This is a genomic window from Sphingobacterium sp. DR205, assembly GCF_011064245.1.
Classification (GTDB): Bacteria; Bacteroidota; Bacteroidia; order Sphingobacteriales; family Sphingobacteriaceae; genus Sphingobacterium; species Sphingobacterium athyrii.
In genome coordinates this window covers 6548665-6566360 of record NZ_CP049333.1, presented here as the reverse complement: position 1 = coordinate 6566360, position 17696 = coordinate 6548665, and the positions used below count along the sequence as shown (strand labels likewise).

At 43.0% G+C, this 17696-nt stretch carries 9 protein-coding genes; all 9 read left to right on the top strand.

The features are described from left to right. The first annotated feature begins 71 nt into the window (after positions 1–71). The 9 genes from G6053_RS27750 (at position 72) to G6053_RS27710 (ending at position 17694) form a co-directional block, all read left to right on the top strand. Entirely contained in the window at positions 72–1703 is a 1632-nt protein-coding gene (locus tag G6053_RS27750) for a polysaccharide lyase (protein ID WP_108634897.1), read from the top strand. A 112-nt stretch (positions 1704–1815) separates the two neighbouring features. Then, positions 1816–3444, top strand: coding sequence for a polysaccharide lyase (locus G6053_RS27745; RefSeq protein WP_108634898.1), 1629 nt, complete (start codon positions 1816–1818; stop codon positions 3442–3444). A gap of 9 nt (positions 3445–3453) precedes the next feature. After that, positions 3454–6564, top strand: coding sequence for a DUF6298 domain-containing protein (locus G6053_RS27740; RefSeq protein WP_206531832.1), 3111 nt, complete (start codon positions 3454–3456; stop codon positions 6562–6564). 4 nt (positions 6565–6568) lie between these two features. Then, positions 6569–7969, top strand: a complete 1401-nt coding sequence (locus G6053_RS27735; RefSeq protein ID WP_165309237.1) for a glycoside hydrolase family 140 protein — start codon at positions 6569–6571, stop codon at positions 7967–7969. Continuing rightward, positions 7969–8898 (top strand): glycoside hydrolase family 43 protein, encoded by a 930-nt coding sequence (locus tag G6053_RS27730; RefSeq protein ID WP_165309236.1) that lies wholly within the window; start codon positions 7969–7971, stop codon positions 8896–8898. The genes G6053_RS27735 and G6053_RS27730 overlap by 1 nt, the downstream gene beginning before the upstream one ends. Before the next feature lies 1 nt (position 8899). Beyond that, positions 8900–10732 carry an exo-alpha-sialidase gene (locus tag G6053_RS27725; protein WP_165309235.1) on the top strand — a complete coding sequence of 611 codons (1833 nt, stop codon included), beginning with the start codon at positions 8900–8902 and terminating at the stop codon, positions 10730–10732. Then, the gene (locus G6053_RS27720; RefSeq protein ID WP_241254869.1) at positions 10733–12166 is read left to right on the top strand and encodes a sialate O-acetylesterase; all 1434 of its coding nucleotides are present in this window, start codon (positions 10733–10735) and stop codon (positions 12164–12166) included. It abuts the gene before it with no gap. A 12-nt stretch (positions 12167–12178) separates the two neighbouring features. Further along, positions 12179–14956: a glycoside hydrolase family 2 TIM barrel-domain containing protein gene (locus G6053_RS27715; protein WP_165309234.1), complete on the top strand. Its 2778-nt coding sequence runs from the start codon at positions 12179–12181 to the stop codon at positions 14954–14956. Continuing rightward, entirely contained in the window at positions 14956–17694 is a 2739-nt protein-coding gene (locus G6053_RS27710) for an alpha-L-rhamnosidase (RefSeq protein ID WP_165309233.1), read from the top strand. Before G6053_RS27715 ends, G6053_RS27710 begins: the two co-directional genes overlap by 1 nt. Positions 17695–17696 lie beyond the last annotated feature (2 nt).

The window sequence follows — 17696 nt, the reverse complement described above, 5'->3', positions numbered from 1 at the left end:
ATTGCTTTTAATAAATGTACAATTGACATATATTTGAAATAGAAATTATAAATCCTACTAACTAGATAAACATGTTACATAAAATAACGCTGACAGCATTGTTGAGTCTCATTACGTCAATCGCATTTTGTCAGTATCCCAAAATTCCAGAAGATGTCAAGAAGAATACAGATGAGCTGATGCGTAAAGCGACCAAACAATCGGATGAAGCTTGGCAAAAAGCCCTACCTGTCATAGAAGAATATGCGAAACAGGGTAAACCTTATATTCCATGGGCAGGCCGACCTGATGATCTCCCACAAGCTAAGATTTTGGCTTTCCCAGAAGCTGAAGGTGGCGGTAAATTTACTTTTGGTGGTCGCGGTGGGAATGTGTATGTGGTTACAAGCTTGGAAGACAATGGCCCCGGGTCATTGCGCGAAGCTTGCGAAAAAGGTGGGCCTCGTATTATTGTGTTTAACGTCTCCGGTATCATCCGCCTGAAAACACCTTTAATTATCCGCGCTCCTTATATTACCATTGCAGGGCAGTCCGCTCCGGGCGATGGTGTCTGCGTGGCCGGTGAATCTGTTTGGATCAACACACACGATGTCTTGATCCGTCATATGCGTTTTAGACGCGGTGAAACTTATGTCGGCCGTCGAGATGATGCGATCGGTGGTAATCCTGTAGGAAATATTATGATAGACCATGTTTCGGCAAGCTGGGGTTTGGATGAAAATATGTCCATGTACCGTCATATGTATAATGATAGTACCGGAAAGGCAGAGGAGAAACGCGGTACTGTAAACATTACTATTCAAAATTCTATTTTTTCTGAAGCATTAGATACATGGAACCACGCGTTCGGAAGTACTTTAGGTGGAGAAAATTGTACGTTTATGCGTAACCTCTGGGCAAATAATGCAGCCCGTAATCCATCTATTGGTTGGAATGGTTTGTTCAACTTTTACAACAACGTGGTTTACAATTGGGTGCATCGTTCAATTGACGGTGGCGATTACCAAGCTACATACAATATTGTCAACAATTATTTTAAACCAGGCCCTGCGACTCCGTTGAGTCAGCCTGTAAGTTACCGCATCTTAAAACCGGAATCAGGAAGAAGTAAATTGCCTTATGTTGTATTTGGTCGTGCTCATGTAAAAGGTAATATCGTTGAAGGTAATGCAAAAGTAACATCAAATAACTGGGATGGGGGTATACAGTTGGAAAATAAAAAAGGGGATGCGATGACCTATGAGGAAGCACAACCATACTTTGCGGCGATGAATGCTAAAGAAGAATTTCCACATGCTCATTTTCCAGTGATGACTGCTCAGGAAACTTATGGTTTTGTTCTTGATCATGCAGGAGCAACCTTGCCTAAAAGAGATCCTGTGGATACACGCGTTATTGCAGATGTGAAAAATGGTAAGCCAGTCAAACTTTTGAGCAACGTGAAATTACCTGAAAAGGATTTCGAACACAGAAGATTGCCAAAAGATTCGTATAAGATTGGCATTATTACCGATATCTCTCAAGTAGGTGGATATCCAGTTTATCAGGGTAAACCATATAAAGATGCTGACAACGATGGTATTCCTGATGATGTAGAAAAACAAATGGGACTAAACCCGAATGACCCGAGTGATTCGGCAAAAATTACAGCGTCAGGTTACGCAAACATTGAACTCTACCTAAATAAATTGGCTGCTAAATAAATCCGTGGAATACCCCTGTTTAGACGACAAATACAGCATCAAATAAGCTGGGGTATTTCATATAATCGAAAGAAATAAATTGAGCTTGTGGGCTTAAGTTAATCATCTGCATATGAAATCGTTATTTAATCGAAATACCGTGTTACTATTGGGCCTAATAAGCCCAATAGCTGCATTGGCGCAATATCCAGTTATTCCGGATTCTTTGAAGAAATTGGCTGCTGAGCGGGAAAATACGGAAAACATACGTTTAGAAAAGGTTTGGGAAAAAGCACAAGAGGCCATGAAGGCCGAAGGTAAGCCCTATATTCCTTGGGCAGCAAAACCTAGTGACTTGCCTCAGGCAAAAATAAAAGCATTCCCCGGTGCTGAAGGCGGCGGTGCTTTTACTGCTGGAGGTCGAGGCGGAAAAGTTTTTGTCGTGACGAGTCTTGCGGACAGTGGTCCAGGAACGTTGAGAGAAGCCTGTGAAGCCGGTGGCGCACGTATTGTCGTATTTAATGTTGCCGGTATTATTCAACTTGAAAAACCGATTGTCGTTAAGGCTCCCTATATCACGATTGCTGGACAGACAGCCCCTGGAGATGGGATATGTGTGGCCGGAGAATCTTTTCTAATTGATACGCACGACGTTATTTTACGCTTTTTACGTTTACGTCGTGGGCAAACCGATGTAACGCGCCGTGATGATGCTGTAGGAGGAAATGTAGTGGGCAATATTATGATTGACCACGTATCTGCAAGCTGGGGCTTGGATGAAAATATGTCGATCTATCGGCATGTATACGATCGGGAAGGTAAGAACCTCAAATTACCTACAGTAAATATTACGATCCAAAATTCCATATTTTCGGAATGCCTGGATGCCTATAACCATGCTTTCGGAAGTACAATAGGTGGTTTGAATAGCACCTTTATGCGTAATCTCTGGGCTTCAAATATCAGCCGGAATCCTTCCATAGGGATGTATGGCGACTTTGGATTTGTCAATAATGTTATTTGGAATTGGTGGAATAGAAGTGCTGATGGTGGTGATAATAGGTCGTTATTTAATTTTATCAATAACTACTATAAACCTGGTCCCATTACACCAAAAGATAAGCCGATTGCATACCGGATTTTAAAACCGGAATCTGGAAGAGATAAGGCGTTTAAGGATCAATATGGAAAAGTGTATGCGCATGGAAATGTGGTAGAGGGTTTCCCAAAAGTTACTAAAGACAATTGGGCTGGAGGGATTCAGATTGAAGATCTACCGAATGTAGGCGAACGCGAAAAAGAAATTCGGGTGGATAAAGCTTTTCCAATGGCACCCGTTACAACACTATCCGCACAAGATGCTTACAACTATGTCCTTGAAAATGTAGGCGCATTTTTGCCAAAGCAAGATGCAGTGGATACACGGATTATAAAGCAAGTTGCTGAGAATAAAGTTTACTACAATCAAGATAAGACGCAGCATGGATTTGTATCGCCTTATGTGAAACGACGTTTGCCAGCGGATTCCTACAAGCAGGGGATTATATCTGATATCGCACAGGTAGGCGGCTATCCGGTTTATCAGGGAGTACCTTACCAAGACGCAGACAATGATGGTATTCCGGATGATGTGGAGAAAAATATGGGATTGAATCCCAATGATCCAAGCGATTCAAGAAAAATAGCGAAAAACGGCTACGCCAATATTGAGAACTATTTAAATGGGGTTGTAGCATTAGATGCTGTCGTGCCCAAAAAATAAGAAATAACCATGAGAAAAAGAATGCTGTTCTTTTCTTGTCTCGGACTATATGCCTTTATCTGTACTGCACATGCACAACAAATGAAGGCATATACTCCTTTGGTATGGGATGAGGCAAAGTTTGTTTATCATAAGGATTCACTTGGAAACCAAATTCCTGACTTTTCCTATGCAGGATACAAAGGGGGCAACGAAGCTATTCCTACAGGACAGATTGCTGTCGTTGTTCCTGTAAGATCAGGCGATGCGACAGCGCGTATACAAGCTGCTATCGACTATGTTTCATCTTTGCCTTTAGGTAAAGATGGGCTGCGCGGTGCAGTTCTCTTACAAGCCGGAACCTATGCTGTTTCTGGTTCCCTTAAATTAAGTGCCTCAGGTGTTATTCTGCGTGGTAGTGGCTTCAAAACAAATGGAACCGTCATCGTTGGTGAGGGAACAACAAGAGAAACACTCATCCGTATTCTTGGAAAAGACGATATCACATTTGCGAAAAAGACAAATGTAACAAGTTCTTACGTCCCTGTCAACGCGCGGGTATTGGATATTGATCATGCCGCTTCCTATAAAGCTGGAGATAAAATTAGGATTACAAGACCTTCCACGCAAGATTGGATTAATCAGCTTGGTACCGATCATTTTGGTGGTGGTATTACTTCCTTAGGTTGGAAGCCCGGGCAACGCGATGTTACATGGGATAGAACGATCGTCGCTGTGAAAGGTAATCGTATCGAGATTGATGCGCCAATCACAACAGCATTGGATAGACGCTATGGCCAAGCGACTGTTGAGCAATATACTTGGAAAGGAAGAATCGAAAATGTTGGTATCGAAAATATTGCACTTAAATCTGCTTTCGATGCGAATAACCCGAAAGACGAAGACCATCGCTGGATGGCAATTACGATTGAAAATGCAGAAAACGTTTGGGTTCGCCGCATGCAGTTCCAGCATTTTGCAGGATCAGCTGTCTACGCTTTGGCAAGTACTAAAAAATTAACCGTTGAAGATTGTATTTCTTTGGATCCAGTTTCGGAAATCGGCGGGCAAAGAAGATATACCTTTTTTACAAAGGGGCAGCAGACACTGTTTCAACGACTCTATTCCGAACATGGTTACCATGATTTCGCAGTAGGCTACCTGGCAGCAGGACCAAATGCTTTTGTTCAATGCCAAGCTGTAGAACCATTTAGTTTTAGTGGTAGTATAGACAGTTGGGCGTCTGGAATTTTATTTGATAATGCGGATATAGATGCACAGGCCCTTAGCTACAAAAACCGAGGTCAGGACGGCCAAGGCGCGGGCTGGTCAGCGGCAAATAGCGTGTTTTGGCAATCTACAGCGGGGCTTGTTGAGTGTTACCAACCGCCAACGGCGCAGAACTGGGCCTTTGGCATTTGGTCCCAGTTTCAGGGAGACGGCTATTGGGAGCAATCTAACGAATACATCAAGCCCAAAAGCTTGTATTATGCACAGCTACGGGAAAGAATTGGCCTAGCGGCTGATGAACGCGCAGTACTGTTGCCCCTTCTGACCGAAGCATCCAGTAGCCCTCCTGTCAGTGTTGCCATGGAGCTGACACGTCAGTCTGAAAATCCAATGACGAGGCTGGTTGACTTTATTGCAGAAGCCGGTAATCGTTATCCCTTAAATACGACCGCAAATGTAAAGACCATCGATCAAATTGGCTATAAAGAGACTACCCCAGCAAAAAAACAAGCAGATATGCGTGTCGTAAACGGTTGGTTGGTACGTGGTGATGAAGTACTCGTAGGGGCCAAATCGGATGTCCCATGGTGGAGTGGTAGCGCTCGGCCATATGGTGCTGAGAAAGCAAAACCACATATCACTCGCTATGTTCCTGGCGAGGCTGGCAGGGGATTGACGGACGATCTTGAGGAGATGACGGATTCATTAAAAAAAGATAATATTATCGCCATTGATCACAATTACGGACTTTGGTATGATCGGAGACGCGATGATCACGAGCGTATCCGACGGATCAATGGGGAGGTTTGGCCACCGTTTTATGAATTGCCCTTTGCGCGCAGCGGCCAGAGCTTAGCGTATGACGGCTTGTCGAAATATGATTTGACAAAGTATAACAAATTTTATTGGGGGCGCTTGAAACAATATGCAGATTTAGCCGACCAAAAAGGTTTAGTCTTGATTCACCAAAATTATTTCCAACATAATATTATCGAAGCCGGTGCGCATTATGCGGACTTCCCATGGCGGACTGCCAATAATATTAACAATGTGGGATTTCCGGAACCCGTTCCATATGCCGGAAACAAGCGTATTTTCATGGCGGAGCAGTTCTATGATATCAGTAATCCTGTTCGTCGGGCATTACACCGCGCATACATCCGTCAATGTTTAAATAACTTTAAAGACAACTCGGGAGTCATTCAGATGATCAGTGCCGAATATACTGGACCTTTGTATTTCGTTCAGTTTTGGATCGATGTGATTAAAGAATGGAAGGCTGAGACGGGTAAAAATCCAATTATTGGTTTGAGTGCAACGAAAGATGTGCAAGATGCCATTTTATCGGACACCGAACGTGCCAAAGAAATCCAAGTCATTGATATCCGCTACTGGCATTACCAAGCCGATGGAAAGACCTATGCGCCCCAAGGAGGACAAAATCTGGCACCACGTCAGCATGCACGATTGTTGAAACCAAAGAAAACGTCGATGGAGGCTGTTTATAAAGCGGTATCCGAGTACCGGACAAGATATCCAGACAAGGCAGTGTTATACTTTGCGGACAACTATCCAACGATGGCTTGGGCCACTTTTATGGCCGGAGGGTCTATGGCCAACTTACCTAAAATAGGGAACAATGATTTCTACCGTGCGGCATCGACTATGAAAGCTGTACAAGTCAACAGCGGTACGTGGCAATTAAAGAGCACGCAGGGATTGATTATTTATAGCGAGCAAGCTATAGGTGAAAACATTGACTTATCCGATTATAAAGGACGTTTTGAAATGACACATATTAATCCGAAAAGCGGAGCGATTACCAAAACCGAGCAGATCAATTTGGGCAAGCACATTAATTTAAGCAATTATATAAAAGGGCCGGAAATTATTTGGCTAAATAAGAAATAACAACATGTCTATACGTAAGAAACTTATATTATTTACAGTTGCAGGAGCACTGTTTTCATGTACTTCCAATAAAGAGTCAAAGCACACTACATTATTGAAGATATCTGAAAATGGCAGATACATGATAACCAAAGATGGACAGCCCTTCTTTTGGTTAGGTGATACAGGTTGGTTATTGTTTAATAAACTCAACCGATCCGAAGCCGATCAATACCTTGAAGATCGAAAACAAAAGGGCTTCAATGTCATTCAGGCGATGGTCTTGCATACCGTTCCTTCTGTAAATGTTTATGGAGATTCTTCGGTTGTCAATAAAGATATTTCCAGACCGCTGGTGACCGAAGGGAACAATCCTGATAAGGCAACGGAATACGATTATTGGGATCATGTGGATTATATCATTGACAAGGCTGCTGAAAAAGGACTCTATGTAGCTTTGGTGCCAGTTTGGGGATCACCGGTGAAGGATGGAAAAGTATCAGCTGAGCAAGCGGAAAAATACGCCACGTTTCTTGCGGAAAGGTGGAAAGATCGTCCGAATATCATTTGGTTAAATGGGGGTGATATTAAGGGATCAGATAAGATGGAAGTGTGGGAGAAAATCGGCCAAACAATAAAAGCCATCGATCATAACCATTTAATGACTTTTCATCCTAGAGGACGAACGGCTTCTTCGGATTGGTTCCACGATAGACCCTGGCTGGATTTCAATATGGTGCAATCTGGACACCGTACCTACGCTCAGGACACTTCCGCGAATGAACAGAAACATTATGGCGAGGATAACTGGAAGTTTATGGCAGCCGACTGGGATATGAAGCCCGTTAAGCCGACGATCGACGGAGAACCCTCTTATGAAGGTATCCCACAGGGATTACACGATATCACCCAACCGCGCTGGAAAGATGCTGACGTCAGAAGATACGGTTATTGGTCTGTATTTGCAGGCGCATTTGGGTATACCTACGGACAGAACTCGGTCATGCAGATGCATGGAAAGCAAGACTCCACTTCGGCCTATGGTTCGGATGAAGTATGGAGTTCGGCAATCAATGCACCTGGTGCTGCTCAAATGAAGTACTTAAAAGAACTTATGCTTTCTAGGGACAATTACTTTGATCGTGTTCCAGATCAGTCTTTAATTGCGGATAATGGTGAGAAATACAATCGTTTAGTAGCGACAAGAACAAATGGCTATGCATTTATCTACAATTACAACGGTAGAGAAATGAAAATTAATATGGGAAAAATCAAAGGGGACAAGGTAAAAGCGTCTTGGTTTGACCCTCGAAATGGATCGACCAAGGTGATTGGGGAGTTTGAAAACAAAGGTGTACAAACTTTTGTGCCTGAGGGAGGACAAAAGGACGGAAATGACTGGGTATTGATCTTAGATAGCATTTAATGAGGAATTTGGTCAAATTGTTTATTTTATTTAGTGTGGCATCGCTCTTGGCTTCATGTCAACGGGATGTTTACCTATTTACCTCATTCCACGAACCTGCCAATGAAGGTTTGCGCTATCTGTATAGCAAAGACGGATACCATTGGAATGCGATTAATGGGGTGTATTTAAAGCCGGAATTAGGAAAACAGAAAATCATGCGCGATCCGTCGATGATCCGGGATAAACGAGGTATTTATCATCTGGTATGGACCATTGGCTGGCAGGGAAATGAGGGGATTGGTTATGCCCGTTCAAAAGATTTGATCCATTGGGAAAATAAACAGATCGTTCCAGTGATGCAACAAGAAGCAACCACCGTCAATGTTTGGGCGCCAGAATTATTTTATGATGATGTAGAGGACCGATTTATAATTATTTGGGCCTCCACGATCCCTTATCGTTTTGCGAAAGGCGTAGAAGAGGAAAAGAATAATCATCGGATGTACTATACAACAACCAAGGATTTTAAATCTTTTACAGCCACGAAATTATTTAGCGATCCCGGATTTAGTATCATTGATGCGGTCATTGTCAAGAAAGCACAGAAAGATTATGTATTGGTACTAAAAGATAACACGCGGCCCAACAGAAATCTAAAAGTTGCCTTTGCAGGTAATCCGCTGGGACCATTTCAACAGGTTTCTGAGCCTTTCTCTCCGTATTTAAGTGAGGGGCCAGCAGTGCTTAAAGTAAAAGATCAGTGGTTGATCTATTTCGATTCCTATGGAAGTAAAAGCTATGAGGCTGTGTCCACCAAAGATTTCAAGGTCTTCGAAAAGATCAACGACAAGATTTCCGTTCCAGAAGGGCATAAACATGGAACGATCTTCAAAGCGTCCAATAAAGATTTAAAAAATTTGCTTCGGGATGAAGCCAAAAAGAAATAGTATGAGTATCAAATCAGTATTAGTGAGTCTATCGCTGGCTTCTATTATTCACCAGGCGGTGGCACAACAAGATACGGTAAAGTATATAGGAAAGACATTATCCAATGTAGATTATCACCACGGACAGCTGACACCTGCAGTGGGTACGCACAATATTCAGGTATTTAGAGCAAATAGAGAGTTTCCTGAATTAGCAGGCGGACACAATTTTACGTATAACCATCAGCCCTTTTTGGCGTATTGGAATAATACTTATTATTTACAGTTTCTGAGCAATCCTGTGGGTGAGCATATCGCGGAAGGAAAGACCTTGCTGCTGACGTCAAAAGATGGCCGCAATTGGTCTAATCCAACGGATTTATTCCCGACTTATCTGGTTCCGGAAGGTTTTACCAAGCCGGGACGTACCGATAAGGCTGGGAAAAATTTATATGCAATCATGCATCAGCGTATGGGCTTTTATCATGCAAAGAATGATAAACTGCTGACGCTCGCATATTACGGTGTAGCCCTGGATGCAAAGGACGATCCAAATGATGGAAATGGTCTTGGACGTGTCGTCCGGGAGATTCACAAAGATGGTAGCTTTGGGCCAATCTATTTTATCCACTTCAATGCTTCTTTTAATGAGAAGACCGCAAAATATCCGTTTTATAAGAAGAGTAAGGATAAAGCATTTATACAAGCTTGTGACGAGTTGCTAGGCACGCCACTCATGATGCAACAATGGGTAGAGGAGTCCGATCGAAACGATCCGTTAATTCCCTTGCAACGTCCGGTAAAAGCTTTTTCGTTCTATCGCCTCAATGATGGAAGAGTCGTCGGTTTATGGAAGCATGCGTTGACATCGATGAGCAAGGACAATGGCAAGACATGGCAATATTCACCGTTGCGCGCGCCGGGTTTCGTGAACAGCAATGCAAAGATCTGGGGACAAAAAACATCTGATGGACGTTATGCAACGGTGTATAATCCTTCCGAATTCAGATGGCCTTTGGCCGTATCGACCAGCAATGATGGCTTGAACTATACCGATTTATTATTGGTCAATGGTGAGGTCACCACCATGCGCTATGGCGGTAATTATAAGTCTTATGGACCGCAATATGTCCGTGGTATCGTCGAAGGCAATGGTGTTGTTCCCGATCGTAACATGTGGTTGACGTACAGTATGAACAAAGAAGATATTTGGACTGCTGTTGTGCCTGTTCCTATCAAATCTACCGTAGATGAGGCCGTGAACGATGATTTTGCGAAAAATGCTGTGCAAGCCTATAACAACTGGAATATTTATAGTCCATTGTGGGCAAGTGCCAAGGTTGAAGAAAAAGCGTTGGTCTTGCGCGATAAAGATCCTTTTGACTATGCGAAGGCAGATCGTGTAATTCAATCGGCCCAAAAAGGGACCATCGAATTTACAGTGAGGCCACAGCAAAATGATCATGGTACTCTACAGATCGAGTTGGTCAACGATATAGGCTTAGCTGCCGCTAGAATTATCATTGACAAAGATGGTATTATCAAAAATAAGGCAGGTTATCGAAATGCTTCGCTGACAAAATATGCAGCGGGAAAGACCTATCACTTTGTGTTAACTTTCGACGTGAGCACCCGCTCTTATCAAGTTGCCATCAATGGCGAGGATAAAGGCACGAAGCTATTTTTCCAACCCGTAAGCAACGTCAATAAAATCTCTTTCCGAACAGGCGATGTCAGAAGATTTCCAAATGCGGATACAGAAACAGACCAGGACTTTGATGTTGAAAATGCAGGTGCTTCGGTAAAAGAAGCTATTTATCAGATTACTTCGCTGAAAGCGGAAAAGTTGAAATAAATGAGACGGTTTATTGTACATATTGCTTTATTGGTAGCCAGTTTCTCGGCAAAGGCAGATGTCATATTGCCCAATATTTTTGCCAATCACATGGTCTTGCAACGCAACCAGCCGGTCGCCATTTTTGGTTCCGCAAATCCCGGTGAGCAGGTAAGTGTAGCCTTTCAAAATCAGTTGAAGACGACAGAAGCTGATCAAAATGGGCATTGGAAAGTTGAACTAAAAGCCATGCCGGCTAATGCGGTTGCACAGACCTTGACCATCAGGGGAAACAATACGATCGAACTTAAAGATGTTTTGGTCGGTGAAGTTTGGCTGTGCTCGGGCCAATCGAATATGGAATACCAAATGCGTAAAATTGTGAAGGTAAAAACTCCGCTGAAGGGTGATTATTTTCCTAAAAACGAAGTTTCTGAAGCAAACAATCCCAATATCCGATTATTTTTGGTCCGCCGGAAATTTCTGGCCAAGCCGGATGGCCAATATGAGGGCTGGGCTGTAGCACGGGATTCGGCACTGCGTCAATTTTCTGCACCGGCCTATTTCTTTGGGAAAACACTACAGCAAGAATTAGGTGTTCCTGTAGGCATTATTTCATCAGCTGTGAGCGGCAGTAGAATCGAGCCTTGGTTTTCCGAAGAATATTGGACAAGTTCTCCTTATCTGAAAGATAAAAAGAAAGAAGGCGATCCCGGTAAATTCTTTCATACGATGATTGCACCATTAGCACCTTACACCTTAAAAGGATTTGTTTGGTACCAAGGTGAATCCAATACCTTTCTAAAAGAGAATATTAGTTATAGTTATAAAATGAAGGCGCTGATCGAAAATTGGCGGACACTTTGGGGAAACCCCAAATTACCGTTTTATTTTACCGAGATCGCACCTTTCTATTATTCCCTGGACGAAAAAGGTCATGTCCGTATGCCGAGAACAGTGTTGCCGGAATTTCGGGAAGCCCAAGATCTGGTTTTGCAATTGCCGCATACAGCACGCATTATTACGACAGATTTGGTCGATGACCCACACGATCTCCACCCAAGTTATAAATGGGAAATCGGTCGTCGTCATGCCCTTAAGGCGTTAAAATACGTCTATCATAGAAATATTGTAGCCGATGGCCCTGAACTAGAGGCTGTAAAATACCAAGGTAAACAAGCAACGGTAAAATTGAAACATGCGAAAGGCTTAAAGACTATCGATGGCAACCCCTTAACATCGTTTGAAGTTGCGGATGAGGATGGCATATTTTATCCAGCACAGGCTGCTATCAACGGACAGGCAGTCGTACTTGAAAGTGACCAGGTACAACAGATTCGTCAGGTACGTTTTGGTTGGGACGAAGCTGCCCAGCCCAACCTGGTGAATACCGCTGACCTGCCGGCCGCACCTTTTAGAACAAATAATCCATTACAACATATTAAATTGAAATAGTCTTTAGCGATCATGAACTTGAAAACAAAAATAGCGTTATCCTTACTTTTTTTTGGCACTATGGGATTGCAGGTATCTGCCCAAAAAACAGCGAGCCAATACCTCTCTGGAAAAGGAAAGGATGATGGTGTATTATGGGACTTTTATGTGAGCGAAGGCATGAATGCCGGGAAATGGACGAAAATACCAGTTCCCTCCAATTGGGAACAGCAGGGCTTCGGAAAATATAATTACGGTTTCAATAAAGAGGCTGATAAAGGCAAAGAGGTAGGTCACTATAAATATACATTTAAAGTATCCGATGCTTGGCAGGATAGGCAGGTGCGTATTGTCTTTGAAGGATCTATGACTGATACCGAAGTCAAGATCAATGGCAAGCTAGCCGGCGCTATCCATCAGGGATCATATTATGTTTTCAAATACGATATTACGAAACTGTTGAAGTTTGGCGAAGAAAATCTATTGGAAGTCCATGTTGCTAAGCATTCGGCAAACAAGTCGGTGAATGCGGCGGAACGGGAAGGTGACTTCTGGATTTTTGGTGGGATTTTTAGACCGGTCTATCTAGAGGCCCTACCACAGCATCATATTGAACGTGTTTCGTTGGATGCAGAGGCTGACGGTACATTCCGGGCTAAATTTGCCACGGTGGGAGAAGCCGATGAAATTGCCGTTCAACTGCTTGATGCAAAAGGAAAGAAATTTGGAAAACAGCTGAAAGCAAAGCTGTCAGACAAAAACAATTGGCTCGAGGGACAATTTTCAGCTCCGCAATTATGGTCTGCTGAATTTCCAAACTTATATACAGCGCAATTTACCTTATCGAAAAATGGTAAGGTACAGCACCAGCTGGAGCAAAAATTTGGTTTTCGAACCATAGAAGTGAAAGAACGTGATGGTGTTTATGTCAATGGCGTAAAGGTTCGATTTAAAGGTGTCAATCGACATGCTTTCGTTCCAGAATCCGGACGGACGACGAGTAAGGAAGTTAGCATTGCCGATGTGAAGCTCATGAAAGAAATGAATATGAACGCTGTTCGAATGGCCCATTATCCACCAGACAATCATTTTTTGGCTGTCTGTGATTCATTGGGTTTATATGTCATGAACGAGTTAGCGGGTTGGCACGGGCATTACGATAAGGAAGTCGGTACCAAATTATTGCGGGAGATGATGGTCGTATCCGAAAATAATCCGTCCGTTGTTTTTTGGGCAAATGGGAATGAAGGTGGGCATAATCCGGATTTTGACCCCATCTTCGCAGAAGAGGATATCCAAAAACGTGCTGTGATTTATCCTTGGGCCGTACATGACGGTTTTGAAACAACCCATTACCGGGAATATAACTATGGTATTGGTACCTATGATCATGGGCATAATATCATTATGCCGACGGAGTTCTTGCATGGCATGTACGATGGTGGGCATGGTGCCGGATTGGAGGATTATTGGAAAGCGATGCTTGCCAATCCCCTTGCTGCGGGTGGATTCTTGTGGGATTTTCGTGATCAGGGCATCGTCAGGACGGATAAAGGTGGTATCATAGATACTGACGGAAATCGTGGCCCAGATGGTATAATTGGTCCACACGGCGAAAAGGAAGGAAGCTTCTTTACCATTAAAGAAGTATGGAGTCCTATCTTCTTTGAAAAACGAGAAATGACTGAGGGATTTGATGGTTCGTTCCATATTGAAAATAGATATTCTTTTACCAATATTAATCAGTGTACATTTTCGTACGAACTCAAAAAGTTGGGCGGTTATGAAGAAGTGAAAGCAACAAAAAGCGGAACGATTGTCGCACCCAATATCCGCCCTGGAGATAAAGGGATCTTAAAAGTTGATTTCCCTACAGGTTGGGAGGACTTCGATGTTTTATATATTACCGCAAAAGATGTGCATCAACAGGAACTCTTTACTTGGAGCTTTCCGATTACATTGCCGAATCAGGTGGCAAGTAGTCTCCTGAAACCAAATGGAACAGGGGAGATTGCCGTACAGGAGACCGCGAAAGCCTATCTGGTGAAAGCGAATGGCATTAGCTATCAGATCAATAAGACGAGCGGATTGCTGGAGCAGGTTCAAAATGCCAAAGGAATTATTCCTTTCAAAAACGGACCGATTTTACAGGAAGCGACGACAAATTATAAAAATTTCAAATTGAGCCGTGAACATGGAAAGGTGATTATTGCATCTACCTTCGATAAAAAAGATAGTTATAATACCTTACGTTGGGAAATCCTTGCTTCGGGACAGTTGAAAATGCATGTTCAATATTTTCCTGAAAGTTATTTTACACGTTTTGTGGGGGTGAATTTCGATTTTCCAGAAGATCAAATCGAAGGTGTTGAATATCGGGGAATGGGCCCTTATCGGGTTTGGAAAAACCGGATGAAAGGGAATCAGTTTGGCGTGTGGAAAAAGAAGTACAATAACACCGCAACGGGCGAATCGCCATTCGAATATCCCGAATTTAAAGGGTACCATGCCAATATGTATTGGACTAAATTTATCGGAAAAGATCAAAGTTTCAGCGTGTTTACCGATCGAGAGGATGTGTTTTTGCGTTTATATACGCCAAAAGAACAGCAAGATACCGAATGGAAAAACATGGAACCCACTTTTCCGAAAGGTGATATTTCCTTTATGAATGGTATTTCTGCCATCGGCACGAAAACACAAAAACCAGAAACGACCGGACCTATGGGCATGAAGCACGTATACTATGATTTTGAGAAGGAACCGAGCCGGGCATTGCATATGGTACTCTATTTTGATTTTGAAAACTAATGAAAGCAAACATCGTCATATTCATTGTATCGGTTTTCTTATCGACTTTGTGGTATCAGGCTACAGCGCAGATCACTGTTTTAAACCTGCGGACTGAATTACGTTCGAATCCGATCGGTATAGATGCTGCCGCACCAAGACTGAGCTGGCAATTGCAGGGCAGCGAGCGGTCTATCCGGCAAGAAGCCTATCAGGTTTTGGTTGCTTCTTCGCAAGAAAAACTGGACCAAAATATCGGCGATTTCTGGGATTCGGGGAAACAGCTTTCGAATAATTCCACGCATGTAATTTATGCAGGCAGAGCCCTACACAGCAGAGCAGCAGTTTTCTGGAAAGTAAAAGTGTACACGAATAAGGGCGAGAGCAGCTGGTCTGAACCAGCTGGTTGGACCATGGGACTACTACATTACAAGGATTGGACAGGACGCTGGATTGGTTTTGATCAGTATTTCCCATCAGACAATGAACAGACCGGACAATTGGCTGCCCGTTATTTCAGAAAGGAATTTACAACAACCAAGCAGATTAAGCAGGCTACAGCCTATGTGATGGGGCTCGGACTTTATGAGTTATATATTGACGGCAAGAAGATAGGGGATCAAGTACTGGCTCCAGTGCCTACAGATTATACCAAGAACATTAAGTATAATGTTTTGGATGTAACAAAATCACTTTCGCAGGGTAAACATGCGCTTGGTGTCATTTTGGGAAATGGACGGTTTTATGCCATGCGTCAAGCAAAACCTTATAAAGTAAAAACCTTTGGATTCCCCAAATTGCAGATGCAACTTATGCTGACTTATACGGATGGTTCAACAGAGGTCATTAAGACCGATGATTCGTGGAAAGGAACGACCGAAGGACCAATAACGGCAAATAACGAATATGACGGTGAGAATTATGATGCCAGAAAAGAACTAACGGGTTGGGCAAATCCAGATTTTAATGATAAAACATGGTTAAAGGCTGCTTTTGTGCAAGAGCCGGGTGGAAATTACGAAGCGCAGTCGGAGGGTATGAAGGTGATGCAAGATATCGCACCGGTTTCGATCGTCAAAAAATCCGAAGGAAAATACATTCTTGATTTCGGACAAAATTTCTCGGGTTGGGTAAAGATGATGGTGACCGGTACGCGTGGAACAGCAGTGGCACTTCGTTTTGCAGAATCGCTGACCGAAGACGGCGAATTATTCACAACCAATTTGCGCGATGCCAAAGCAACGGATCATTATATATTAAAAGGTGGTGGAAAGGAAACCTGGGAACCGCGGTTTACCTATCATGGATTTCGTTATGTGGAAGTCAGCGGTTATCCGGGGGTAGCGTCAAAAAGTAATTTTGTTGGCCGTTTTGTCTACGACGATATACCTAATGCAGGAACCTTTGTGTCTTCCAATGCACTTATCAATCGGATTCATCAGAACGCATGGTGGGGGATTGCTTCAAACTACAAAGGTATACCAGTGGATTGTCCACAACGAAACGAGCGCCAGCCCTGGTTGGGTGATCGTCCAGTCAGCGCATACGGTGAGAACTTCCTTTTTGATAACGCCAATTTTTATAATAAATGGCTCGAAGATATTCGGCTGTCCCAAAAGGAGGATGGAGCATTACCGGATGTTGCACCAGCGTTCTGGCGTTACTATAGTGATAATGTCAGCTGGCCGGGAACCTATCTGCTTATCGCCGATATGCTCTATCAGCAGACAGGTGACCTGCGCATTTTGGAAAAACATTATCCAGCCATGAAAAAATGGATGGATTATATGCAAACGCGCTATTCAGGCTCGGGCGGTATCATTACCAAAGATAGTTACGGAGATTGGTGTTTCCCACCGGTAACCATTGAAGCCGGAAGAGGAAAGATTGCCGATAAAAAATACCCAAGTACATTGATCGCAACATCTTATTACTATCATTTGTTGCAGACCATCGCCCGCTTTAGTGTTCTCGTCAGCAACGATCGAGATCAAGCTGATTTTTTGGACCGTGCAGCGAAGATGAAAATCGCATTTAATGCCGCGTTCTATAACGATGCAGGTTATTATGGCAGTAATTCATTGACCGATAATCTACTGCCAATGTCTTTTGGCTTAGTCGAAGATGCGAATAGAGAAAAGCTGAGTAATCGGATCGTTGAGATTGTCGAAAAAGAAAATCGGGGGCATCTGAGTACAGGACTTATCGGAACACAATGGATTATGCGTACGCTAACCGAAATCGGTCGTGCAGATCTTGCCTATAAAATTGCAACAAAAAAGACCTATCCTTCTTGGGGTTATATGGTCGAAAATGGGGCAACAACAATTTGGGAGTTGTGGAATGGTAATACAGCCCATCCCAAGATGAATTCACAAAATCATGTGATGATGTTGGGCGACCTCTTGGTATGGCTCTATGAGGATCTGGCGGGCATCAAATCAAAAGAGCGCGCTTTTCAGACTGTTATCATGAAACCGCAGGTCGTAGCAGGGTTGGATCATGTGGATGCAAGCTACAAAAGTGTTTATGGAATCATTCAATCGAATTGGAGCAAAAGCAAATCTGCTTTCGAATGGAAGATTTCTATTCCGGCCAATACCAAAGCAGAGATTTATCTGCCAACGACAGAGCTGTCCGCGATCCTGGAAAATAATCAAAAATTAAAAAACAATACAGATATTCAGATTCTACGACAGGAAAAATCAGGTACTTGGTTAACTATAGGATCAGGAGATTATCAGTTTAGAATTAAATAGAC